Source organism: Pseudoalteromonas sp. MT33b, assembly GCF_014117385.1.
Lineage (GTDB): Bacteria > Pseudomonadota > Gammaproteobacteria > Enterobacterales > Alteromonadaceae > Pseudoalteromonas > Pseudoalteromonas lipolytica.
The window spans coordinates 3331813-3356323 of record NZ_CP059831.1 but is presented as its reverse complement, the minus strand read 5'-3'; the positions used below and the strand labels follow the sequence as shown (position 1 = coordinate 3356323).

27 protein-coding genes are annotated in these 24511 nt (G+C 42.2%); 21 read left to right on the top strand and 6 right to left on the bottom strand.

Annotated features, from left to right (window positions below):
• Positions 1-145: 145 nt before the first annotated feature.
• Positions 146-1378, top strand: coding sequence for an NnrS family protein (locus H3302_RS15150; protein WP_182395771.1), 1233 nt, complete (start codon positions 146-148; stop codon positions 1376-1378).
• A 22-nt stretch (positions 1379-1400) separates the two neighbouring features.
• Positions 1401-2564: an NO-inducible flavohemoprotein gene (gene hmpA / locus H3302_RS15145; protein ID WP_036973442.1), complete on the top strand. Its 1164-nt coding sequence runs from the start codon at positions 1401-1403 to the stop codon at positions 2562-2564.
• Between the two features lie 107 nt (positions 2565-2671).
• On the opposite strand, the gene H3302_RS15140 is transcribed toward hmpA, so the two are convergent.
• The 3 genes from H3302_RS15140 to H3302_RS15130 all read right to left on the bottom strand — a co-directional run bounded on the left by H3302_RS15140 (position 2672) and on the right by H3302_RS15130 (position 5431).
• Complete coding sequence (locus H3302_RS15140; protein WP_036973440.1) at positions 2672-3046, bottom strand: hypothetical protein; 375 nt, start codon at positions 3044-3046, stop codon at positions 2672-2674.
• Positions 3039-4673 carry a S41 family peptidase gene (locus tag H3302_RS15135; RefSeq protein WP_182395769.1) on the bottom strand — a complete coding sequence of 545 codons (1635 nt, stop codon included), beginning with the start codon at positions 4671-4673 and terminating at the stop codon, positions 3039-3041. Before H3302_RS15135 ends, H3302_RS15140 begins: the two co-directional genes overlap by 8 nt.
• A gap of 98 nt (positions 4674-4771) precedes the next feature.
• Positions 4772-5431 (bottom strand): endonuclease, encoded by a 660-nt coding sequence (locus H3302_RS15130; RefSeq protein WP_065979422.1) that lies wholly within the window; start codon positions 5429-5431, stop codon positions 4772-4774.
• Positions 5432-5545: 114 nt separating this feature from the next.
• Between H3302_RS15130 and H3302_RS15125 the strand changes: the two genes are divergently transcribed.
• Complete coding sequence (locus tag H3302_RS15125) at positions 5546-5899, top strand: VOC family protein (RefSeq protein WP_036973434.1); 354 nt, start codon at positions 5546-5548, stop codon at positions 5897-5899.
• Here the strand turns inward: H3302_RS15125 and H3302_RS15120 are convergent.
• Positions 5874-6599, bottom strand: coding sequence for a hypothetical protein (locus H3302_RS15120; protein WP_065979421.1), 726 nt, complete (start codon positions 6597-6599; stop codon positions 5874-5876). The genes H3302_RS15125 and H3302_RS15120 overlap by 26 nt on opposite strands.
• Positions 6600-6746: 147 nt before the next feature.
• On the opposite strand from H3302_RS15120, the gene H3302_RS15115 reads away from it, so the two are divergent.
• Positions 6747-7127, top strand: a complete 381-nt coding sequence (locus tag H3302_RS15115) for a hypothetical protein (protein WP_036973432.1) — start codon at positions 6747-6749, stop codon at positions 7125-7127.
• 3 nt (positions 7128-7130) lie between these two features.
• On the opposite strand, the gene H3302_RS15110 is transcribed toward H3302_RS15115, so the two are convergent.
• Entirely contained in the window at positions 7131-7568 is a 438-nt protein-coding gene (locus H3302_RS15110) for a PaaI family thioesterase (protein ID WP_036973431.1), read from the bottom strand.
• 173 nt (positions 7569-7741) lie between these two features.
• Between H3302_RS15110 and lexA the strand changes: the two genes are divergently transcribed.
• From lexA to H3302_RS15085, 5 genes are all read left to right on the top strand, one after another.
• The gene (lexA, locus tag H3302_RS15105) at positions 7742-8359 is read left to right on the top strand and encodes a transcriptional repressor LexA (RefSeq protein ID WP_036973430.1); all 618 of its coding nucleotides are present in this window, start codon (positions 7742-7744) and stop codon (positions 8357-8359) included.
• A gap of 543 nt (positions 8360-8902) precedes the next feature.
• A complete protein-coding gene (gene coxB, locus H3302_RS15100; protein WP_036973429.1) occupies positions 8903-10045 on the top strand; it encodes a cytochrome c oxidase subunit II in 1143 nt (380 codons plus the stop codon).
• The gene (gene ctaD / locus H3302_RS15095; protein WP_036973428.1) at positions 10045-11640 is read left to right on the top strand and encodes a cytochrome c oxidase subunit I; all 1596 of its coding nucleotides are present in this window, start codon (positions 10045-10047) and stop codon (positions 11638-11640) included. Before coxB ends, ctaD begins: the two co-directional genes overlap by 1 nt.
• Positions 11640-12170, top strand: a complete 531-nt coding sequence (locus H3302_RS15090) for a cytochrome c oxidase assembly protein (protein WP_182395767.1) — start codon at positions 11640-11642, stop codon at positions 12168-12170. Before ctaD ends, H3302_RS15090 begins: the two co-directional genes overlap by 1 nt.
• A gap of 35 nt (positions 12171-12205) precedes the next feature.
• On the top strand, positions 12206-13081 hold the full coding sequence (locus H3302_RS15085) for a cytochrome c oxidase subunit 3 (RefSeq protein ID WP_036973425.1): 876 nt from the start codon (positions 12206-12208) through the stop codon (positions 13079-13081).
• Here H3302_RS15085 and H3302_RS15080 read toward each other — a convergent pair.
• Positions 12981-13292: a DUF2909 domain-containing protein gene (locus H3302_RS15080; RefSeq protein ID WP_074989191.1), complete on the bottom strand. Its 312-nt coding sequence runs from the start codon at positions 13290-13292 to the stop codon at positions 12981-12983. The two genes, H3302_RS15085 and H3302_RS15080, sit on opposite strands and share 101 nt — an antisense overlap.
• 14 nt (positions 13293-13306) lie before the next feature.
• Between H3302_RS15080 and H3302_RS15075 the strand changes: the two genes are divergently transcribed.
• The 12 genes from H3302_RS15075 to cheD all read left to right on the top strand — a co-directional run bounded on the left by H3302_RS15075 (position 13307) and on the right by cheD (position 24511).
• Positions 13307-14047, top strand: a complete 741-nt coding sequence (locus H3302_RS15075) for an SURF1 family protein (protein ID WP_036973424.1) — start codon at positions 13307-13309, stop codon at positions 14045-14047.
• Positions 14037-14531, top strand: a complete 495-nt coding sequence (locus tag H3302_RS15070; RefSeq protein WP_118844729.1) for a transmembrane cytochrome oxidase associated protein — start codon at positions 14037-14039, stop codon at positions 14529-14531. The genes H3302_RS15075 and H3302_RS15070 overlap by 11 nt, the downstream gene beginning before the upstream one ends.
• A 21-nt stretch (positions 14532-14552) precedes the next feature.
• On the top strand, positions 14553-15542 hold the full coding sequence (locus H3302_RS15065; RefSeq protein ID WP_118844728.1) for a heme A synthase: 990 nt from the start codon (positions 14553-14555) through the stop codon (positions 15540-15542).
• 9 nt (positions 15543-15551) lie between these two features.
• Positions 15552-16460, top strand: coding sequence for a heme o synthase (cyoE, locus tag H3302_RS15060; RefSeq protein ID WP_036973419.1), 909 nt, complete (start codon positions 15552-15554; stop codon positions 16458-16460).
• Positions 16457-17071, top strand: a complete 615-nt coding sequence (locus H3302_RS15055; protein ID WP_182395765.1) for an SCO family protein — start codon at positions 16457-16459, stop codon at positions 17069-17071. Before cyoE ends, H3302_RS15055 begins: the two co-directional genes overlap by 4 nt.
• A 172-nt stretch (positions 17072-17243) precedes the next feature.
• Positions 17244-17516 carry a lipid asymmetry maintenance protein MlaB gene (locus tag H3302_RS15050; RefSeq protein ID WP_036973417.1) on the top strand — a complete coding sequence of 91 codons (273 nt, stop codon included), beginning with the start codon at positions 17244-17246 and terminating at the stop codon, positions 17514-17516.
• A 9-nt stretch (positions 17517-17525) separates the two neighbouring features.
• The gene (locus H3302_RS15045) at positions 17526-17888 is read left to right on the top strand and encodes a response regulator (RefSeq protein WP_036973415.1); all 363 of its coding nucleotides are present in this window, start codon (positions 17526-17528) and stop codon (positions 17886-17888) included.
• Positions 17889-17903: 15 nt separating this feature from the next.
• Positions 17904-19982: a chemotaxis protein CheA gene (locus H3302_RS15040; RefSeq protein ID WP_182395763.1), complete on the top strand. Its 2079-nt coding sequence runs from the start codon at positions 17904-17906 to the stop codon at positions 19980-19982.
• Positions 19979-20464 carry a chemotaxis protein CheW gene (locus tag H3302_RS15035; protein ID WP_065979415.1) on the top strand — a complete coding sequence of 162 codons (486 nt, stop codon included), beginning with the start codon at positions 19979-19981 and terminating at the stop codon, positions 20462-20464. Before H3302_RS15040 ends, H3302_RS15035 begins: the two co-directional genes overlap by 4 nt.
• Positions 20465-20493: 29 nt before the next feature.
• Positions 20494-22821 carry a methyl-accepting chemotaxis protein gene (locus H3302_RS15030; RefSeq protein ID WP_065979414.1) on the top strand — a complete coding sequence of 776 codons (2328 nt, stop codon included), beginning with the start codon at positions 20494-20496 and terminating at the stop codon, positions 22819-22821.
• Between the two features lie 258 nt (positions 22822-23079).
• Positions 23080-23910 (top strand): protein-glutamate O-methyltransferase CheR, encoded by an 831-nt coding sequence (locus tag H3302_RS15025; protein WP_036973409.1) that lies wholly within the window; start codon positions 23080-23082, stop codon positions 23908-23910.
• Positions 23894-24511 carry a chemoreceptor glutamine deamidase CheD gene (cheD, locus tag H3302_RS15020; protein ID WP_036973407.1) on the top strand — a complete coding sequence of 206 codons (618 nt, stop codon included), beginning with the start codon at positions 23894-23896 and terminating at the stop codon, positions 24509-24511. Before H3302_RS15025 ends, cheD begins: the two co-directional genes overlap by 17 nt.

Below are 24511 nucleotides of genomic sequence, written 5' to 3'. Positions count from 1 at the left end.
AAATGTGTTTTTTTGTCTTTTATAATGGTGAGTCATTATGACACATAAGGCAATGATTTGTTTTTAATTGATTGAAAATAAATGGTTTTTATTTTTGGCGTGAACTGTGCAATAGGCTGACTAATTCGGGCAAATAAGGGTTGCAATGAAAGTCATTAATTTAACAGAGCCAATGCAAAAAAAAATCCATGTTTATCAGCTAAGTAAATGGCCAGTATGGGGATTAGCATTTAGACCTTTCTTTTTAGGGGCTGGTATTTTGGCTGTTTTATCTATGAGCTACTGGCTGCTAATTCTGAGTGGCTATGCAAGTTGGCAGTTAACAATGCCTGCTACGCTGTGGCATGCCCATGAAATGCTATTTGGGTTTGCAGGGGTCGTTGCTATGGGATTCTTACTGACCGCAGCGCAAACGTGGACAGGTGTGCCAAGTGTTAGCGGTATTAAATTGTGTTTACTTAGTGTGACTTGGGTTATCGCACGCGGCAGTTTCTTTGTTGACGTAAATGGTATTAGTCAACTTAACCTTTACTTGGTAGGGGGATTTCAGCTTGTGTGGTGGTTGGCTGGTATTGCTATTTTGACTGATATGCTCTTACAGGCTAAAAGCCGTCATAATTATTTGTTCATTTTTATTACCGCCATGCTATGCGCGTGCAATATGATTTTCCTCAGTTTGGTCGTTTTGCAAAAGTTTTCCTTTGCGCTAAGTATTGTTGATACCGCCGTTTTACTCATGGTGTTATTGGTGGGGGTTGTTGCGGGGCGTGTTGTGCCTTTTTTTACCGCACGCGGTCTTAATATTACTGAACAAGTGCGCAGCCCTAAGCTTGATAAGCTACTGCTATTCAGTTCGTTATTTGCCATTGCTTGGTATTTCTTAAGCCAGTTATTTTTTAACACATTGAGTGTTGGCTGGGTATTCGCATGGCTAGCTACCTTGCATTTTTATCGCAGTATTTTGTGGTGGCATGCAGGTGTATTAAAAGTGCCTTTATTGTGGTCTCTGCATTTTGCTTATTGGGCACTGGCAATAGGTTTAGCGTTAATCGCTGTTAGCTTTTACAGCCCACTCATACTCTTTAAAGATGCGTTGCATCTTGTCACTGTTGGCACGATTGGCTTAATGATTCTTGCCATGATGGTGCGTGTATCGCATGGCCATACAAGTCGTCCTTTACAGGTGCCTGTACTCGTGAATGTCGCCTTTATGCTTATTGCAGGAGCTGCCATTGTCCGTGCTCTGCTCCCCGCTATTTTAAACCATCACCTTGCGTGGCAATTAAGTGCATTGCTATGGGTGCTGGGTTTTATTTTATTTTTATTTCATTGTGCGCCCATTTTACTTAAACGTCGTGTTGATGGCCGTCCAGGTTAACTACTCTTGAATAGGAAAAAATATGTTATCTGAAAAAACGATCCAGGTTGTAAAAAGTACACTGCCTTTGCTTGCAGAAGCAGGTCCGCAAGTTACTGAGTACTTTTATGATCGTATGTTTAGTTATAATCCTGAGCTAAAAAATATTTTTAATATGACCCATCAAAAATCAGGGCATCAGCAATTTGCATTATTCAATGCGTTAGCTGCTTATGCTGCAAATATTGATAATCTTGAGGTCTTAAAAAGTGCGTTAGCGCGTATTAACCATAAACACACGAGTTACCATATTTTGCCAGAACACTACTCGATTGTTGGTGGGCATTTAATTGCGACCTTAAAAGAGTTATTGCCAGAGCAATTTACCCCTGAGGTTGAATATGCGTGGCGTGAAGCATATGCATTGCTTGCCGATGTATGCATTACAGAAGAAATGGCGCTATATCAAAAAACTAAACAAGCTAAAGGGGGCTGGTTTGGTACTCGTTTGTTTACGATCACTAAAAAACACGTTGAGTCAGATTCTATTACCAGCTTTACCCTCACTCCTTGTGATGGAAAGCCCGTTGTGTCGCACTTACCTGGTCAATACTTAGGTATAAAAGTCCACTCTAAAAAGACTGAGAATACTCAAATTCGCCAGTACTCTATCTCACAAAAAAGTAACGGTGAAAACTATCGGATCAGTGTGAAGCGAGAAGGACTGGTTTCTAATTATTTACATAGTTTAGATGAGGGCGAGCACATAGAGGTCTACCCACCCGCGGGTGATTTTGTTTTACGTGAAAGTAACAGCCCTGTGGTATTCATTTCTGCAGGGGTTGGTCAAACACCCTTGTTGGCCATGCTGCAAAGCTTACTTGACAAGCAACCTAGTCAGCCTATCCATTATTTACATGCCTGTGATAACGCTGCGCAATATGCATTTAAAGATTATTTGCTGTCAGAAGTTAATACACACCAAGGGCTGAGTTGTTTTACATGGTTTAAAGAAGGAGCCGGAGCCGATTTTACTGGTTTGATGGATGTTGCTTTACTGGCTGAAAAGTTACCGCTTAGCGATGGCGCGTTTTATATCTGTGGACCCATTGCTTTTATGGCTTTGATTAAACAGCAACTTGTTAATTTAGGTGTGGCAGCCGAGCGTATTCATTACGAAGTGTTTGGTCCTCATCAAAGCCTATAATAGCGATATCTGACAAGGGTTAATTATTGACAATTGCATGGATAGCAACGCTATTCATCAGAAGCACTAGAAAATGAAAGGCGCAGTAACATACTGCGCCTTTTTTGCTATTTGACTTCGCATTCCACATTGGGCAGTGGAATACGCAACTCTTTTTTAGGGTAGTAAAGTACGCATTGATCAGCGGCTTTTTGCAATATGAACTTTTCAGATGGAATGCTATGTGCCCCCATAATTGGCATACCATCTGGACCTTTACTGGTGCCGTGATCAATCAATAGTTCTGCGCTTTTTGTAAACACATCATCAGCGAGCGTTACTAAGCTCCCACCTTTGGCTGACTGAATCGCTTGTTGCAACTGAGTGATGACACCTGGGTTGACTCGCGTTAGTGTGGCATTTTGTGGTTGTTCGGCTTGGGTACTTTTACACGCCACTAAGCTTGTTAACATAGCGACAGCCAGCACATGTTTTTTACTCATTGCTCTTTCCTTTCGCTGAAACTGGACGAGTTAAATCCATGTTTTCTCTGTAAATAGGACGATTTGGTGAAAGCGATAACCCAGTCTCTTGTTCTGCTTGTGATGCAAAGTTTAGCTGTTTAGTTGCTGATGCTTGCGCCACAACAGGACAGCTATCATTTTCAATATGATAAAGAGCGGCCGCGAGGAGTCCTTCTTGTTGGTCGCCTAAAGAGTGATCAAAGTCATCAGCAACGACACATCCTTTCACATCAGCTGCAAATTGTGGTGTTGGTGTTGGGTTTAAGCCATCGGCGTATTCACCAAAACCTTTAAAGTTGGCACCGGTAAACTGAATGGTGTAATACGTCGTGGCGCAGTTATGCGTTGGGGTAAAGCCATAGGGTTTACCACAGGTTTTACCACCAATTAAAATAACTTCAGCATCAATGCCTTTTAAGCCATTTATAAAAGCTTCTGAGGCAGAACAAGTACTTTCAGTGCTCAGTACATAGACTTTTGCTAAGTTAAGATCTGGCAGGGTATTATTAGTTACCTCAAAAGTTGAGTAGTCCACTTCAATATCAACGAACGGAAATGGGTTTTCAACAGGTTGTTTGTCGTTTTTAATGGTTTGATAGTAATAGTAACCTTGAGTATTAGCAGGGCCTGCGACCATATAAGCAAGCTGCGATGACAGCGCTAACAAGCCGCCACGGTTATATCTAAAGTCGATTACGAGTTCATCAATATTGTCGGCTTTAAACTGATTGACCGCATCAATAAGTCCTTGCTGAGCAATACTAATATGGCTATTAAATTGCATGTAGCCAACTTTGAAACCGTTTTCGGTAGTGATGGTGCCAACGTTTTGCACCGGCGTTTGGGTGATATTTCCGGCGACGATATTAATCGACTTTTCAGTGCCATCATTGCTGCGCAACTTAAAGTTGTGAGATTCGCCAGCTGTTGGACTAAAAAGTACTTCGTTTAATGTATCGACGCCTGCTGCGGTATTGCTATCAATGCTTACATTGTCAACCGATAGAATAGTATCGCCGCGCTGTAAACCTGCTTTAGCGGCTGGCGAATCATCTTCTAGATAAGCAACGCGCAACTCACGCGGAGGAGTACTCTTAATAAATGCCCAGTTAATTCCGTAGCCAGATACGACACCTGATTGCGCTTCTTTAAAGTAATCTTCGGTCGGTTCGCTAAAGTGGAAGTTATCTTTGTTAGCACCTGAGTCTGTTTTTTGGAACGTTTTTAACTGTGCAAAATAAGCGGCCACTGAATTAAAGTTATCTGGGTTATTATCTTCAATTTCATCGTACCAAAGGTAAGTTTCATTGCTCCAAGAGCGTAACCACATTTTCTCTGTAAATTCAGAGCCTGCTTTATCTGGGTATGGTTGGTTATTGTTGTAAGGATCAGTGCCCGTGCGTGGTATTGCACATTGGTCTTTAAATTCACTCGATGAGGCAAAAGTACCCGCAGTCCATGTTGGTCCAGAATTTGTTGGGGGTGGTGTAGGCGTGCTTGTATCTGGGTTGGTTGGCGTTGATGAACCTCCGCCACCACAGCCAGATAAAGAGAGGCCTGACACTGCAAAAAAGATTGCTACTGCGAGTTTGTTATTTTTAAACATTTGTCTACTTTCCTGTAAATAATTGTTTAAAAAGTATCAACAAGAAAGAGGCAAGGCAATAGAGTAAGGTTGTAGTTTTGTAAACAGGTGTACAAATTTTACAGTGCTTTTCTATTGCTTATTTCGGCTATCTCGAGTTTTTGCCATGACTCAAACAAGGTGCGTTGCTTATCTGATATTTTTAAGTCATAGGTTTTTTGCATATAAAAATAGGTGTCTGCTATACGTTTTCTTGCATAAAGTGGAGGTTCGAATACGCGCTGTTTAAAATCTATTTTCACAGGGCATGCGCCGTAGTTGGCGCTACTCGTTGCAACCATTCCATAGCGAAAATTTGAGCGGTCGGCATTTATTTCACCAATTGCAGGGGCTAGATTATGGATGTCAGCCTCCATTTTACGAAACTTTTCACTGACTTTTCGGCAGTTTTTACGCCCGCCATTTTGCCAACATTGTAATTGGTGCCCAAACTCCCACGCAGGGACTATATGTTCCCATTCAATTCGTTTCGCGCGTGCATTTTCTTTACCAGAGCGAGTGATTTCGTTACGTGGTATGTACCCGCAGACGCTCGGGTCGGGCACCAGTTTTTTTCCTTGGCGTTTAATATCACACCCGCAATATAAGCTTTTAGCGTTTTCGGGTAAGGTTTTAATAAGGTATTTTTTGGCGCTAGAAAAGTTTGAAAACTGTTCCGCAGACGCCGTAAAGCATAACAACAGGCATAAAGTTGCTGATAAAAGTAAACGCATATCCATCACATAAGTGAACTACTGGAAACACTATTGTAAAACGCAGAGCTGAAAAGAAAAAGAGCACGCGCCAAAAGTAAACTATAGTCATTAATAAATACAGTCTATGGGAGTTGAACAATGCGGTTAGGTGCGTTTTCTGTGAGTTTAAATGTACAAGATATCCATGCTTCAAAGCTATTTTACGAGAAGTTGGGGTTTACTCAGTTTGCGGGTGAGATAGAGCATAATTGGTTGATTATGAAAAACGGTGAACATTTAATAGGTTTGTTTCAGGGGATGTTTGATAAAACCATGCTGACTTTTAACCCTGGCTGGGACCAAAGTGCGAGACCTTTAAGTGAGTTTAGTGCTTATGATGAACTAGAGGCGCACTTTAAACAACAGGGGCTGGCGGTACAAAAGGTCGGTGATGCCAGTTTTATTGTCACCGACCCTGATGGTAACCCTATTTTGATTGATCAGCACGTGTAATCGGTTTACGGCGTCTGATACGGACATTTTGTAGTAATAAAATAATGCCCGTAATACAAAATAATACGCTACTTGCGGCAAAGCTAATTAGTAATGGGTTGTTGAAATTTTCTCGTTCATCATAATCCATGATATGCAGCATCCAGAAAAAGTCAAAAATGCGCCACAAGGTGCTACGAACAGTAATGACTTTACCGGAGTCGCCTTCTAAATAAACGGTTGTATTTAACCAATCGTTATAGCTCACTTGCCACACATTGGAGCGGTGACCGACTTCTCTCGCTCCTTTTTCTAGTAACTGCGCACCCGCGACATCCGCCTTGATGAGTAAGTGTGCATTGGCATTGGCAATAATTTCAGTTTTAGTTGGTGTGCTCATAGCACGACCTGATTGACCGTCAAAGTTAAACACGCCTTTATTAGTCGTCACTTCGATGATGGGAGTGGTTAAAAAATGACGGTATTGAATGCTATCAATTTGCTGAAATTGTTTGGTTATTTGGTCAAGAGAAGCGGGGTAATCATGCAAGGTAAATGGATTATCTAAGCTACGGTTGGCTAAATGTTTACCATGTACTTTTTGAAGGGGGATGGAGCTCATTACTAAGCCCCCTAATAACCAAAAAAAGAGTTGTATGGCGAGTAAGTAACCCAGCCACTTATGCCCTTTACGGGCATATTTAAATACGCGCTTATTCATTGATTACCTCTTATTATTTTTTTATTGGGCAGCGGTATAGACAGAGCGACTCAACGCTCTTGCAGCATTTACTGTATTCTAAATTTGGTTTATGTACAAAACTGAGTTAAAGTTTCAGAGATATCAATAGAGGGTAAAAACGAGAGTATGTCGGAAATTCAATTTTTAAATGTAGATCTGGAACTTGAATCAAAACACGATATGAGTGCGCTGGTAGCTGATTTAAAGAAAAACGCCATGGTTTTACATTACGACCAAGATGAATACCGTCAATTAGCACGTATTGAAGCCGCGGCTGATATCAGCACACCAGATAAAGCTATCAACCAATTATGTGAACTTATAGAGTCGTGCTCACGCAATGCATTAAAGCAATGGTTGTCTTGCTCAAAGCGTACTTTCGATATTGGGTTTGAGTCGGGTGACTCACCTAAATGTTTTAATCAAGCCCTGCACGCAGACACCTTATTACGTATTTCAGCGATTGGCGCAGGGCTCGAAATTACTATTTATCCTGTTGAGCGTTAATCACTAACGCTTGACTACCGCTGCGGTCATTCGTGATACGCAGCATAGTTCACCTGCCGCATTCGTTATTTTAATTTCCCATACAGATGTTCGCTTACCTAAGTGCAGTGGCTTTGCCGTGGCTGTTAAGAGGCCTTTTCGAGAGGCTTTAATGTGATTGGCATTTATTTCTTGGCCAACAGCATAATATGCGGTGAAGTCGACCACAAAATTGGCTGCATAACTTGCTACAGTCTCTGCTAAAACAACATTAGCACCACCATGGACCATCCCCATAGGGTTATGATGCTCTGGAATAGCGGGCATAGTGGCCACTAAATAATCGTCGCCGATTTCGGTTATTTCAATGCCCATTGTTTTCATTAATGTGCCTTGCCCAGTAATACCCTGTTCGAGTTCTTTACATAATTCGAGGGTGAATGGTTGATACCAAATGCTCATTGTGTTTCCTTTGCAAACTAACTTCTTAAGTGAAATATCGGTATACAATATGGTATCTATCCCCACCGTTCAATGCTTGTTTTTTATCATGAGAGGAAGGGGAATTTAAATTTGCGATTTTCAGATAACTGTATATACTCACAGTTAAATGTACTGTATGGAAAACCAGTTGTATGCGCCCATTAACAAAACGCCAATCGCAAATTTTAGAACTTATTAAAGTATTTATTAAAGACACTGGTATGCCACCTACGCGTGCTGAAATAGCGCAAACATTGGGATTTAAAAGTGCCAATGCCGCTGAAGAGCATCTAAAAGCACTGGCAAAAAAAGGCATGATTAAAATGAAGCCTGGAGCAAGCCGAGGCATTCAATTAGTCGAAGAAGACGAGCCAGAACAGCTTGGCTTACCACTGATTGGGCGTGTTGCCGCGGGTGAACCTATTTTGGCGCAAGAGCATGTAGAAAGCCATTGTCAGGTTGACCCTGCATTGTTTAAACCCGCTGCAGACTTCTTATTGCGAGTTAACGGCATGAGTATGAAAGACATTGGCATCATGGATGGTGACTTACTGGCAGTACACAAAACGCAAGTTGCAGAAAATGGCCAAGTTGTTGTGGCACGTGTCGATGACGATGTGACTGTAAAGCGCTTAGAAAAAGCAGGACGTAAAGTATTTTTGCATGCTGAAAATGAAGAATTTGCCCCGATTGAAGTGGACTTAGAGCATGAGTCATTTAATATTGAAGGCTTAGCGGTTGGGGTTATTCGCAACGCTGATTGGATGTAGCTTTTTATATTACGCGTTAATCGTTACAAGCAGAGTAATTACTTTATCTGCTTTGCTAAACTTTTTTGAAACAACGCACCAAATTGATTCAATTTGGTGCGTTGTTTGTTTTTGACCGTTTACCTAAGATTTGTTAACCCTTACTTTCTACATAAAGCCTTATACGGCGCAGTTTTCCTTTCTTTTTAAGTTTTTATACTTGCCTTAAGTATTAATTAACGCGCTGATTATAGTTGTTATTTTTGCACCAAAATAAACATTTATTACCACAAAAACTTGCTTATTGCTCATTTTTTAACTAATTGGTTAAGTACATTGTATTAACACCTATTTACGAAAAAGACACACAACAAATGTGTAAGGGGGTTAAACAATGAGTGTGTCGTTCACTGCGTCGTGATGATACACAGACCCAAGCTGTTTGTAGATGACACATCAACCATCGATTGGTTTGGGTATTTAAACAATAAAAAAAACGAATGGGCACCAGCTGTAACGCCTTTTCGCTTTGCGTCTTGCAATAGCATTAAAAGGAGCTGTCACATGGGTAAACTGCGTTACACCTTGTGGCTTATATTGGTAGCACTTCCGCAACTTGCTTTGGCAAATAGCCAATTCAATATGCGTAAAGGTGTCACTGATATAAGTAATAATGTTTATGAATTACATATGACGATATTTATTATCTGTTGTGTGATTGGCATCATCGTATTTGCGGTGATGTTTTGGGCTTTGATACATCATCGTAAGTCTAAAGGGGCAAAGCCTGCCCAATTCCATGAAAGCACGAAGGTCGAGATACTTTGGACTGCTATTCCATTTGTGATCTTAATCGCTATGGCAATCCCTGCCACCAAAACGCTTATTGCCATGGAAGATGCTTCAAAAGCAGATATTACAATCAAAGTAACAGGGTCGCAGTGGAAGTGGCACTATGAATACATGGGAGAAGATATTGCTTTCTATTCGATTTTAGCGACACCGAAAGATCAAATAGATAATCAAGCCGAAAAAACAGAGCACTACCTACTCGAAGTCGACAAACCTCTGGTGTTACCAATCAACAAAAAAGTACGTTTTTTAATGACCTCTGATGATGTAATACATTCTTGGTGGGTTCCTGATTTTGCCGTGAAAAAAGATGCCAATCCCGGCTTTATTAATGAAGCATGGACACGCATTAACGAGCCCGGTATGTACCGTGGTCAATGCGCAGAGTTATGTGGTAAAGACCATGGTTTTATGCCGGTGGTTGTTGAGGCATTGCCAGAAGATGAGTTTGCGACTTGGCTTGCAGACGCAAAACAAGCGAAAGAACAAGCCGCTGCTGCAGATGCCGCATTACTTGATCAAACTCTTTCGAAAGATGAATTAGTTGTTTTAGGCGAACAAGTCTATATGGCCAGCTGCGCAGCCTGCCATCAGCCCACTGGCATGGGATTGCCGGGTGTATTTCCAGCCTTAAAAGGCAGCCCAATCGTGTTGGGCGATGTGAACGATCATATTGATATTGTTTTACATGGTAAGCCAGGTACAGCGATGCAAGCGTTTGATAAACAGCTTTCAATAAAACAACTTGCAGCAGTCATCACTTATAAACGCAATGCGTGGGGTAACAATACCGGTGATGTCATTCAACCGAGTCAGATTCAAGCAGCAATTGATGCAGCAGCGGAGGCGAACTAATGAGTAACGTTATTAATGAGCAAGCCACTGAGCATGCGCATCACGACCACCATCATCCAGCGAAAGGTTTCAAGCGTTGGTTATATACAACCAACCATAAAGACATAGGTAGTTTGTACCTGATCTTCTCGTTGACGATGTTTTTAATTGGCGGCGCCATGGCTATGGTGATCCGTGCTGAATTATTCCAACCTGGTTTACAATTGGTTGATCCTCACTTTTTTAACCAAATGACCACAGTACATGGGTTGATCATGGTATTTGGGGCTGTGATGCCCGCCTTTACAGGGCTTGCAAACTGGATGGTACCTATGATGATAGGTGCGCCAGATATGGCCTTACCACGAATGAACAACTGGAGCTTTTGGATTTTACCTTTTGCCTTCCTTATTTTATTGGCATCGCTGCTTATGCCCGGTGGTGGTCCCGCTTTTGGTTGGACGTTCTATGCACCGCTTTCAACGACTTACAGTAACGATAATACCGCGCTGTTTGTGTTTGCAGTGCATATTATGGGTATTAGCTCAATTATGGGCGCTATCAATGTCATTGTGACAATTGTAAACCTTAGAGCGCCGGGTATGACATGGATGAAACTGCCTCTATTTGTATGGACGTGGCTGATCACGGCTTTCTTACTGATTGCTGTTATGCCCGTGCTGGCAGGTGCCGTGACAATGGTATTGACCGATAAGTACTTTGCGACCAGCTTTTTTGATGCTGCTGGTGGCGGAGATCCGGTGATGTTCCAGCATATTTTCTGGTTCTTTGGTCACCCTGAAGTCTACATTATGATCTTACCGGCGTTCGGTATTATCTCAACGATTGTGCCGACCTTTTCGCGCAAAAAATTATTCGGCTATGCGTCCATGGTGTATGCAACCTCATCAATAGCACTCTTAAGCTTTATTGTTTGGGCACACCACATGTTTACGACAGGTATGCCGGTTGCTGGCGAATTGTTCTTTATGTACGCGACGATGCTGATTTCGGTGCCAACTGGGGTAAAAGTGTTTAACTGGGTGGCAACAATGTGGCGAGGCTCTATTAGCTTTGAAATACCCATGATGTTTGCAATCGCCTTTATTGTGTTATTTACGTTAGGTGGTTTTTCGGGGCTTATGCTTGCTATTACACCGGCCGATTTTCAGTATCATGACACCTACTTTGTGGTTGCCCACTTCCATTATGTATTAGTTACAGGTGCTGTGTTCTCCATTATGGCTGGGGCCTATTATTGGCTGCCGAAGTGGACGGGCAATATGTATAACGAGACCTTGGCTAAATGGCACTTTTGGTTATCGCTTGTTAGCGTTAACGTGCTGTTTTTCCCAATGCACTTTGTGGGGCTTGCAGGTATGCCCCGCCGTATTCCAGATTACGCACTTCAATTTGCTGATTTCAATGCCATCATCAGTATCGGTGGGTTTGCGTTTGGTTTATCGCAACTGCTGTTTGTTTTAGTGGTCTTTAAGTGTGCCAGAGGCGGCGAAAAAGCCCCCGCTAAAGTATGGGATGGCGCTGAAGGATTAGAGTGGGAAGTTGACTCACCAGCACCGTATCACACCTTTGAGACGCCACCGGAGATTAAGTAATGAATCACGCACCTTTGCTTAAAAAGCTGTTGTTAGCATGTTTAGCTATGTTTGCATTTGCCTTCGCATTGGTGCCGCTTTATGACGTGTTTTGTGATGTTACGGGCCTCAATGGTAAACCCTCACTTGAACAAGCCAAAGTCAGTGAGCATGTAAATACTGAACGTCAGGTTGATGTGAGTTTTACAACTCATGCGCAAAGTGGCGCCCCATTCAAAGTGGAGTCTGAGCAGTACAGCGTCGCTGTGCAGCCAGGCGCCATGCGAGAAGTTAAGTTTAGTGCTAAAAATACCAGTAATACTGACAAGGTAATGCAAGCTATCCCAAGTGTTTCACCCGGTAAAGCAGCAAAGTATCTACATAAAATTGCTTGTTTTTGTTTTGATCAACAGCCGTTAAAAGCAGGAGAAGAAGTGGAATTCACTTTACTGTTTTATGTTGATACTGAACTACCCTATGACGTGGAAGAGCTAACATTGTCGTACACCGTGTTTGATATTAGCGGGCAAGTTGTGGCCAAGAACGATTAAGCCGCCAAGCTAATTGCTAATTAGGAGCAAACAAAATGAATCAAAATTACGAAAAATATTATGTGCCAGCCGAGAGTCCTTGGCCAATTGTTGGGGCTGTCGCAATGTTTTTAATTGCAGTAGGCGCAGGCCTCACTGTAATGCAAGTAAACGGCGAAGGAAACAGTGGTCAGTTCGTCTTATATCTTGGTATTGCGATCCTCATATATATGGTTTTTAGTTGGTTTAAAAACGTGATTGAAGAGTCGCACAAAGGGTTATATTCAGCACAAATGGATCGCTCATTCAGACAAGGTATGAGTTGGTTTATTTTTTCTGAAGTGATGTTTTTTATGGCGTTCTTTGGGGCATTATTTTACGCCCGCATGATCTCGGTACCTTGGTTAGGTGGTGCGGGGAATAATGCCATGACCAACGAGGTACTTTGGCCTTCATTTGAGGCCGTATGGCCATTGTTGACAACCCCTGCGGGAGAGACAACACAAGCAATGGGTTGGCAAGGCTTACCGCTGATTAATACCCTTATTCTATTAACTTCATCGGTCACTATCCACTTTGCGCATGTTGCCATAGAAAACAATAAGCGGGGGGCACTCAAAACGTTCTTATCACTCACTGTGTTGCTTGGTGTGGTGTTTTTGGCTCTGCAAGTTTATGAGTATATGCATGCATACCAAGACTTGGGTCTAACCCTTGATGCGGGAGTGTATGGCAATACCTTCTTTTTGCTGACCGGCTTTCACGGCATGCATGTGACCTTAGGGACGATTATTTTATTTGTGGTACTGCTGCGAATTTTTAAAGGTCACTTTACCAGTGAAAAGCATTTTGCCTTTCAAGCTGCGGCTTGGTACTGGCACTTTGTTGATGTGGTGTGGTTGTGTTTATTTGTATTTGTGTACGTGCTGTAGCGTTATGAATTGGCGATGGGTTAGTGTGAATAAAGCCCAGTTTTAATGCCGCAATAATGATGATCAGTACCATGGCAGAGAAAAACACTCGTCGACCTAAATAGTGAGACATAGGTCGCGAGTGTTGCTTAGTAGACATCATCACAAATAGCGCCCGAAACAGATTAAACACTATATATAACAATAACAGTGTAATGATGATTTTTATCATTTTAGGTTTCCTAGATGCAGTTGATTTTAAGGCGTAAACAAAAGCTTAGCTCAATTATTGCAATTTGCGTTGTGTCACTTGCGGTGCTGGTGTGTTTACGGCTGAGTGTGTGGCAGTATCAACGTGGTGAGCAAAAACAACAGCAATTAAGCCAGCTTGAGCAGTCAGAACAGCAAGGTGTAATGGACTGGCAGGCATTTCAATTATTACCTAATCAGGTTGATAAAACAGGTTTAAAGCTGACTTTGAATGGGCTCATCAATACGCAGCGTTATTGGCTGTTAGATAATCAGATTTACCAAGGACAAGTAGGATACGACCTACTTGCTGCTGTAAAAATTAATGATGATATAGCGCCTGTCATTGTTAATTTCGGCTGGTTGAAGGCACCGGTTGATCGTAGTCAACTCCCCACCGTAAATTGGCCTCAACCTTCACACATATCTACCACAGTGCAACTCAAACAAGGTCAGCTGCAAGGCTTTACGCTAGCAGATGAAATTGGCGCTGAAGCTGGCTGGCCTAAGCGTATTCAAGCAATTGATTTAGACATTTTTAGTCGTCAACTAGCGCAACCTCTGCAACCGTTTTTAGCCTACCGCCTTGCAGCTGATGACATAGCGACTCCTCATTACGAAAGTGTGGTGATGGGGCCAGACAAGCATTATGCCTACGCTGTGCAGTGGCTGCTCATTGGTGCGGCCTGTGTTGTTATAGCTTATTTTGCGATGAGAAGGAGACGTAATGAAAGTTAATCCACTTAGTTTATTTGCTCTATGTTGCTTTGTGCCACTGGCGTTAGCGTATACAGCATTGAAACTTGATTGGCTGCCCAGCGGTTCAAGTAATTACGGGGAGCTGTTAGAAACAGAAGTAAAGCTTGCAAATTGGCAGCAGGGCGATCCGAAACCATGGACGATTGCGCTTAACTACCCAAAAAGCTGTTACTCGGTTTGTGAAGCCCAGTTAGCTAGCTTAGACAACCTTCATATTGCCTTGGGTAAGAATCAGCAAAAGGTTGATGTTGCCGTTCTTACAAATCAGCAAGATATAGCCACTAGTTGGCGACAATTAGATGAAAACTCAGCGCTTAAAGCGGGAGATTTATATTTGGTCGATCATATGGGCTTGGTGGTACTGCACTATCCTTACACTGATGAGCCAGAACAAAACAGATTAATTCAAAAAGGGTTACTGAAAGATCTAAAAAAACTACTTAATTATGCGCGTTCAAGTTAAAGCTCAGTAAGGATGCAAAAGATGTATAAAAATTATAAATATTTAGTCTTAATTACGTGTTTTATGTCGGTGTTAGTCGTTGGACTGGGGGCTTATACACGGCTCAGTGATGCAGGTTTAGGCTGCCCGGACTGGCCCGGTTGCTATGGGTTTTTAACGGTGCCAAAGCACGAAACAGCATTACTACATGTTGAACAAAACTACCCAGATATGATGTTTGAAGCGGCAAAAGCGTGGAAAGAAATGATCCATCGTTATTTTGCCGGTGCGCTTGGGTTATTTATTTTGGCTTTGTTTGCTTTGGCTTGGTTAAAACGCCAATACCCAACTACCCCAGTTAAGTTAACGTTACTGCTCCTTTTATTAGTGGTATTTCAAGCCGCGCTAGGTATGTGGACCGTTACCATGAACTTACAACCTTTAGTGGTGATGGGGCATTTGCTTGGGGGGTTCAGTATTTTGTCTTTAGTGTTCTTGTTGTACTTGAGGCTAACCACAAAACCCATTGTGGGTGGGGATGCGGGAGCTCGGCCATATTACCGATTAGCCTTGATTGGCTTAGTCGTTTTGATACTTCAGATTGCCTTAGGAGGGTGGCTTGCGGCTAATTATGCGGCACCGCACTGCAATGGGTTGCCATTGTGCAGTTATGCTCAACCTTTCTCGTTAAAGAGCGTTTTTCAACTGCCACTTGAACACAGTACTTATGAGTATGGTGTTTTATCGCAGCAGGCACGTATGTCTATTCACTTATTACACCGTATTTGGGCCCTTGTTACCTGTGTTGTATTGGCACTCATTATGTGGCGTATCTATTCGCACTCTTATTCTCGAAAAATAAAGCATTGCACGGTCACCGTGTTAATAGCCTTACTGTGTCAAATCTGTTTAGGCCTTGCGGTTGTTCATTGGCATTTCCCTTTAAGCGTAGCGCTTGCTCATAACTTAATGGCAGCCATGTTGTTATTAACAATGGTTAGACTATGTTTCCACTTAAAAGCAAGAACTTAGGAGGCGATAATGGCCTTAACATTACGTACTGAAAAATCAATATTTTCTCATGGTCATGCGTTGTTAAAAGACTATCTTGCGATTAGCAAATTTAAAGTCGTTGCGATGCTTGTTCTCACCGCATGGGTCGGTTTAGCACTTGCTCCTGATATGGGGCGAGGTCTTTTTGTTCAATTGGCAAGCTTGTTGGGTATAGGTTTACTTTCAGCCGCTGCTGCGGTGATTAATCATGTTGTTGATAGTGAAATTGATAGCAAGATGGCGCGCACTCGCCACCGTCCTGTCGCTAAGGGGCGTTTGAGCAAGCAACATGCTTTAAGTTTTGCAGCTGCTATTGGTACTGCAGGCTTTATGATGTTGATCATTTGGGCAAACACCTTAACGGCGATACTGACACTTTTTGCGTTAGTGGGTTATGCATTTATTTACACTTCTTTTTTAAAGCGTGCCACACCCCAAAATATTGTTATAGGGGGGCTGGCCGGTGCTATGCCACCCTTATTAGGGTGGGTGTCTGAAACGGGTCATATGGCGGCAGCGCCTTGGCTACTTGTTATGATTATTTTTACCTGGACTCCGCCTCACTTCTGGGCGTTAGCGATTGCGCGTAAAAGTGACTATGAGCGCGCAAAAATTCCGATGTTACCCGTTACTCATGGTATCGAATTTTGCAAAACATGTGTGGTCGCTTACTCTGTTTTACTGGCATTGGTGTGTGTATTACCTTATTTAATTGGTATGTCAGGGGGCATATACTTAATGGCGGCAAGTGCGTTAAATGCCATTTTCGTTTATAAAGCATTAAAACTAAAACTGGGTGGGAAAGATGATACCGCGATGGACTTATTTCGTTTTTCAATTGTGCATTTAATGCTACTCTTTATCGCCTTATTTATTGATAAATGGTTGCTTTTATGACGCGTTTTTTAGTGGCACTTTGTTTGGGAGTGGTGTTTTTTTTAACGGGCTGTAGCCCCGAAAAATCACCTCCCGATGTGGATGCGCTGGTGTATCAGCAAGCCAAGCCTGTTAAGTCATTTACATTGATTGATCAGCATGGCGACACCGCCGATAATAGTCGCTTCAAAGGTCATTGGAATTTAGTCTTTTTAGGTTACACAAGTTGCCCTGATATTTGCCCAATGACGTTGGCTAAATTGACCAGTGTGCAACAGCAGCTGAGCCAAGATTACACGGTACAAGTGTGGTTTGTAGCGGTTGATCCAAAACGAGATACCACCGCAAAACGCAAAGCCTATATTGATTATTTTAACCCTGATTTTTTAGCCGTATCAGGCCCTCATAAACAGCTCTTTCCCTTTGTTAGAGATTTAGGGCTCATTTACGCGATTAATGACAGTGATGAGCAAGAATATGCTGTTGATCACAGTGCGTCAGTCGTGATGGTTGACCCCGATGGCGCGGTACGCGCAATTTTCAAGCCCGAGTTTAAACAGGGCAATGTTCCGCTTATTAACGCCAGTACGTTAACAGAAGAGTTTAAAAAAATTGCAGATTATTATCACTAAGTATCTGTATAGACAAGTGTGATTATTTTCGAGGGAGCGATTGCTCCCTTTTTTGATTTCAACATGTAAGCTACTAAAAAATTTTACAATTTTTTAATTCAATTAATGGCAATTTTAATAACTCGGTCTAAGCTTTTGTTATGAATTGTTTTAAGCAGGGAAAGTGCCAGTAATGTTGAAGCTTCCTACTGAATTAGCCATCACTCAAGTCGAATCACTACATCAAGATTTGTTGCAAGAGTTGTCAGCAAACGATGATATTTGCCTTGATATTAGTGAGGTGACTCGTGCCGATACGGCCTCAATTCAGCTGTTATGTTCATTACAAAAGCATTTGCTTTCAGTCCAACACAAAATTATTTGGGTAGGCGAAAGCAAGCCGTTGCAAGAGGCAATAAATAGTTTGGGCTTAAGTCATTATCTTGTACTTGAGAATACCAATTAAGAGGTTTTTATGAAAAGAATTTTAGCTGTTGATGACTCTGCATCTATGCGACAAATGGTAGGTTTTACGCTAAAAAAAGCAGGCTTTGAAGTCACGGAGGCAAAAGATGGCAGTGAGGCGTTGAACATAGCTAAACAGCAAGGTTTCGATGCCGTTATATCCGATGTGAATATGCCAGTGATGGATGGTATTACGCTCATACGTGAATTACGTAGTTTACCAAACTATAAATTTACCCCTTTATTGATGCTAACGACCGAGTCTGGCCTTGATAAAAAATCCGAAGGAAAAGCAGCGGGGGCAACGGGATGGATTGTTAAACCATTTAATCCTGAGCAATTGTTAGCGGTTTTAAAAAAAGTGATTCGCTAACAATAGGAGCGGGGCATGAGTATAGATCTAAGCCAATTTTATGAAGTGTTTTTCGAAGAAAGCTTTGAAGGACTGGATGCTATGGAGGCTGAGTTATTAAACTTAGTTCCGGGCGAAGAAGACTCAGAAACAATCAACACTATTTTTCGCGCCGCGCATTCTATTAAAGGGGGCAGTGGTACATTTGGCTTTAATTCTGTTGCTGATTTTACCCATGTTTTAGAAACGCTGTTAGACCAAATTCGGGAAGGTTCACGAGATTTAACGGCCGAACATGTAAACTTATTACTAAAATCAGTGGATTGTTTACGAGCTTTACTTAGAGCATTGCAAGCAGAGCAGCAACCCGACTTAACCGAAGCGGATGAACTGCGAATCAAATTCGAAGAAATACTCGGTATGCGTGCGGCAAGTAAAGTGGCAGAGCCTGTGCAGGAGCCACTAAGCGAAAACAGTATTAATACTTTCCAAATCGATTTTAAACCACATCATCACTTATTTAAAACCGGCAATGAACCGCTGTACATGATCAGTGAATTAGCTGAGTTAGGTGACTTAGAAACTCAAGCGTTTCAAGATGCTGTTCCTGATATTACCGATCTCGCCCCCGAAGATTGCTTTTTGTCGTGGCGTTTTTTCTTAACCACAGAAAAAGACCAGAGTTGTATCGAAGAAATTTTCGAATGGGTTGAGGATGATGCCGATATTACGATTACCTTATGCGGCGGTTTATTTGGTGATGAAGTCGCTGTGAACGCGGCGCCATCAACGCAGGTCGAGACTGACAACAAAAATGAAAAAGCAGCCACCAAGCCCGATGCCGAAGTAAAGAAAGTCTCTGCTGTAAAATCAACAACAACCAACACCGAATCCACCTCAATCCGTGTTGGAATTGATAAAGTTGACTCCTTAATCAACATGGTTGGTGAGTTAGTCATCACACAAGCTATGCTGACTCAATTAGGTGAGCAAGAAATTACTGAAGCCACGATTGCATCGTTGCAAGAGGGGCTGGCTCAACTGGCACATAACACCCGCGATTTACAAGAAAGTGTTATGCGAATCAGAATGTTGCCTATTAGTTTTGTGTTCAGTCGCTTTCCTCGTTTAGTCCGTGATATTTCGCAAAAACTAGACAAACAAGTCGAACTGAAACTACTTGGTGAGCAAACTGAGTTAGATAAAACGGTGATGGAGAAGATTTCTGACCCGATGGTGCATTTGGTTAGAAACTCGCTTGATCATGGCCTTGAAACGGTCGATAAACGTGTTGCTGCCGGTAAAAATCCGGTTGGTACCGTGACGCTTAATGCCTTTCATCAAGGTGGTAATATTGTCATTGAAATTATGGATGACGGACAAGGCCTCAATACCACCAAAATACGCGAAAAAGCCATTAAAAATGGCTTGATATCAGAAGCAGACGATCTATCTGATAATGAAGTTAACGAACTAATTTTCTTACCCGGCTTTTCAACGGCTGACCAAGTGAGCGACTTGTCGGGTCGCGGTGTTGGTATGGATGTGGTTAGACGAAATATTGAAGCCTTGAGTGGTTCCGTTGAAGTGTCGTCTGCCCCAGGTGTTGGTTCAACGTTCACCATTCGCTTACCACTCACGCTGGCTATATTAGATGGTCAACTTGTTCGTGTGGCTGAGCATACCTACATTATTCCACTTATTTCGATTATTGAATCGTTGCAAATCGATATCACGAAGGTCAGTCGAGTTGGAAAAGATTTGGATGTGTTGCGGCTACGCGATGAATACATCCCGATTTTACGTCTATACAGTATTTTTAATCATCAAGGTGCGATTGAAACACTGGATAAAACCTTACTGGTGGTGGTGGAAAGTGATAACCAAAAAATTGGTTTATTGGTTGATGACTTATTATCCCAGCAACAGGTTGTTATTAAGAGCTTAGAGGCGAATTATCAAAAGGTCGATGGCGTCTCAGGGGCAACAATCTTAGGGGATGGCCGCGTTTCACTCATTGTTGATATTAGTGGCTTAATTAAGTTATCAGGGCTTAGAAAGCCCGGCAGTCAAGAGCTAATAATAGAGTCAAAAGCTAACTTGGAGGCGTCATGATTGCAGCACACGATGACCTACATAATAAGCTGAATATTGAGCAAGACCAAGATGTTAAACAGTTTCTAACCTTCTTTATGGCTGAAGAAGAGTACGGTGTAGATATTTTAACTGTGCAAGAAATACGCAGTTGGGAAGAAATAACGGTTATTCCAAACTCACCCGATTTCGTCAAGGGGGTGATCAACTTACGTGGCACGATAGTGCCTATTGTTGATTTGCGGTTGCGATTTGGTATTCCGGCTATTGAGTATGGGCCACTCACCGTGGTGATTGTACTGAAAGTAGAGTTAGAGAATGCAAGTAAAATTATGGGCATCGTTGTTGATGCTGTTTCGGATGTCTATAGCATTGCTGAGCATGAGGCAAAAGCAGTGCCACATCTATCTGACTCAGATAACGCACAGTACGTTGCGGGGTTAGTAAATGTGGGTGAAAAAATGGTCGCGTTACTCGACCTACAAAAAACAATGGACATTTAATTGGGTAGATTAACAAGAAGGTGAAGGGTATGGGATGGTTTAGCAGTCCTAAAAATGTTGAGTCAAATAATGATTTGGTTGTTGCAGCATTAAATAAATCGCTTGCAGTGATTGAGTTTCAACCGTCTGGGTCGATCATTACTGCCAATGCAAATTTTTTAAATGCCATGGGCTATCGGCTAGAAGAAGTTCAGGGTCAACATCATTCAATGTTTATTGCAGAAGAAGATGCACAAAGTCCCGAATACCAACAGTTTTGGCAGCGCTTGCGCAGCGGTGAATTTATTTCGGATGAATTTAAACGGTTCGGTAAAAACGGCAAAGAAATTTGGATCCAAGCAACCTATAACCCAATTATTGATAGCAATGGTAGCGTAGTCAAAGTGATTAAATTCGCCAGCGATATCACTGCACAGAAGGAGCTTGAAAAACAATCTAAACGTGATGCTGACCTGTCAAATGCACTGCGTGTATGCCAAGCAAATGTGATGATGGCTAACAATGATTTAGAAATAGTGTTTGTAAATGAGCAAGTGAAGCAAATGCTCAAAGCACGTGAAGCCGCATTGAAAACAGTGCTGCCTAGCTTTTCTGTTGAAAATTTAATTGGCACCTGTGTTGATGATTTTCATAAGCATCCTTCACATCAACGTGAATTACTAAAGAATTTATCTGAACCCTATAAAACGACACTGCGCTTAGCGGGTCTTATTTTTAGCTTGATTGCAACCCCTTGGGTTAATTCGTCGGGTAAGCGTTTAGGGACAATTGTTGAATGGCAAGATATCACTGACAGTGTCAATAAAGCAGAAGCCGAAAAGCGTGAAGCTGAAGAGAATCTACGGGTACGTCGCGCGCTTGACCGCGTAGGCACTAACACCATGATTGCCGATGCGAATAACGACATCATCTATATGAACGAAGCGGTGCTCAATATGATGAAAGTGGCAGAGAGCGATCTTCGAAAAGACCTGCCTAACTTTAACAGCAGTAATTTACTCGGTCAGAATATTGATGTGTTCCATAAAAACCCTGCACATCAACGTAATTTATTATCAAAACTGAGTGATACCTACAGCACTGAGATTCAAGTAGGTGGACGTACTTTTGGTTTGGTAGCTAACCCTATTTTTACCCCTGAAAACGAACGAATTGGAACGGTTGTTGAGTGGGAAGATAGAACCGCAGAAGTTGCTATCGAGAAAGAAATCGCTGGTCTGGTAACCGCTGCAGGTAAAGGTGATTTAGAGGCACGAGTTGAAATTGCGGGTAAAACAGGCTTCTTCTTACGTTTAGCACAGGGCCTAAATAGCTTAGTGGGTATTGTAGATGATGCCGTAAAAGACACTGCTAATATGCTTGATGCTATGGCTAATGGTGATTTATCTAAGCGTATTGAACAAGAGTACCAAGGTTCATTTGATAAATTAAAACGCGATGCGAATGCCACGGCTGATAAGTTAACGGAGGTTATTAACCGCATAAATACATCAGCGACATTGGTGGCCAGTGGTGCAGAAGAAATCTCGCAAGGCAATGCAGACTTAAGTCAACGTACTGAAGAGCAGGCATCTTCGCTTGAAGAAACAGCATCAAGTATGGAAGAGATGACCAGTACAGTTCGTCAAAATGCCGATAATGCAAAAGAGGTTAACGAGCTTGCCGAAGAGACTCGTAGCAAGGCACAAAAAGGAGGCGAGGTTGTCAACCGTGCCGTAACGAGTATGTCGGCTATTAATGAATCGAGTAAGAAGATAGCAGATATCATCAGTGTAATTGATGAAATTGCCTTCCAAACTAATCTACTTGCATTAAATGCCGCGGTAGAGGCTGCACGTGCTGGTGAACAAGGGCGTGGCTTTGCGGTTGTTGCGGGTGAAGTGCGTAATCTTGCACAGCGCTCAGCTGCTGCGGCAAAAGAAATTAAAGAGCTTATTCGCGACAGTGTCGGCAAAGTTGAAGATGGCACATTATTGGTGAATGAATCAGGTTCAACGTTACAAGAAATTGTCACAGCGGTACAACGCGTAACGGCCATGATTTCGGATATTGCGCAGGCATCGGAAGAGCAAAGCTCAGGTATTGAGCAAGTAAATAAAGCCATTGCACAAATGGATGAAATGACACAGCAAAATGCGGCGCTTGTTGAGCAGGCATCTGCAGCAGGTGAATCAATGGCAGAACAAGCCAATGATATGCGCCGCTTGCTTAACTTCTTCTCGCTATCGAATCAAGAGGAAACAGACATCACAAGCAGAGTGACAGCGTCACCGATTAAACAATCGAGCCCGTCTGGGCGCTCAGCTCCCAAAGGAAATAACTTTGTTGACCCAGGCGATGAGTGGGAAGAGTTTTAATACGCTTGCCGTTTCACCATAGTGAATGTCAATGGTGTGAACTAACAAAGCTTATTGAGCAAAAAGACACGGCAAGGTGACCAAAGTAAGGGGATCATGAGTAACCGCTTACCTGCAGTGGGTTACCTTACGTATCGGTGCAATCATGCTTAACACGCTTATGATCGTCTCGCTGTTTTTACCCGCGGGACTGATTAACCACTTAAGTTAATGGTTTGACTATAATGCGCGCACTCTTTGAGGCTAGTGGGTCCAGACATGAAAGAGTTTTTACTGACAGACAGTGATTTCAAAAACATTTCGTCACAGGTATATGATGCTTGCGGTATTGTGCTTGCTGAACATAAACGAGAAATGGTGTATTCACGCCTAGCAAGGCGTATACGGCTTCATAAGCTTAAAAGCTTTAAAGAGTACTTAGATTACTTAGAAGAGCATAAAGAGCATGAGTTTAGCGAGTTTATAAATGCAATTACCACCAACTTAACCTCTTTCTTTCGTGAGCCTCATCACTTTAGTTACCTAAAAAATACCATTGTACCTAAGCTGCTCGTTTCTAATGCGAAGAGCAAGCGAGTACGTGTTTGGTCGGCTGGGTGCTCTACAGGTGAAGAGCCTTACACAATTGCAATGACCCTAAGTGATTTATTTCCAAAAGATTGGGATGTGAAAATACTGGCCACCGATCTTGACTCTAATGTGCTTGCGAAAGCACAAGCAGGCACTTACACGGCTGCGAATGTAAATGGCTTAGAAGACAGTCAGCTTAAACGTTGGTTTCTAAAAAGCCACGATGGACAGCTTTATAAAGTGAAACCAGCGCTACAAAAAAACATTTTTTTTAAACGCTTAAACTTACTGCAAAGTTGGCCAATGAAAGGTCCTTTTGATGTGATTTTTTGTCGCAATGTGGTGATTTACTTTGATAAGTCGACCAAAGATACACTCTTTCGACGCTATTATGAGTTACTTAGTAACTCAGGCCATTTATTTTTGGGGCACTCAGAGACACTCGGTAAAGATCACAGAGAATTTAAGAATTTAGGCCAAACGATCTACCAAAAGGTGGTCTATGAACACTCATTATAAAGCAGTTTTACCAGGGTTTGAGCATGTAAAACGCTTTTGGGATAACCGCAGGCAAAAGGTGATAGCGAAAGTATTGCCGGGTGAATTCTATGTTTCAAAATCGGATGAACTCATCACCACGGTGTTAGGGTCTTGTATTGCAGCGTGTATCTACGATGATGGGTTAGGCATTGGTGGCATGAATCACTTTATGTTACCGATTGAAAAAGGCGTTGATCCCGCCAATGCGCATAGCCTTAATTGCCGTTATGGCAACTGGGCTATGGAGTACTTGATCAATGAAATTCTGAAAAATGGAGCCTCAAAACGAAACTTAAAAGTAAAGTTATTCGGCGGGGGTAAAATTATTCGCTCAATGACAGATATCGGGGTGGGTAATATTCGTTTTGCAAATGCTTATGTACTTGAAGAGGGTTTAGATTTAGTATCTCACGATGTAGGTGGACCTTGGCCTCGTAAGATCATCTTTGATCCGCAAACGGGAAAAGCACAGGTGAAAAAGCTACGTGAACTACATACAGATAAACTTGAAGAACGTGAAGTTAAATACTTACACGAAATTGAGCAACAAGATGCAAAAACGGATATTGAGCTATTTTAG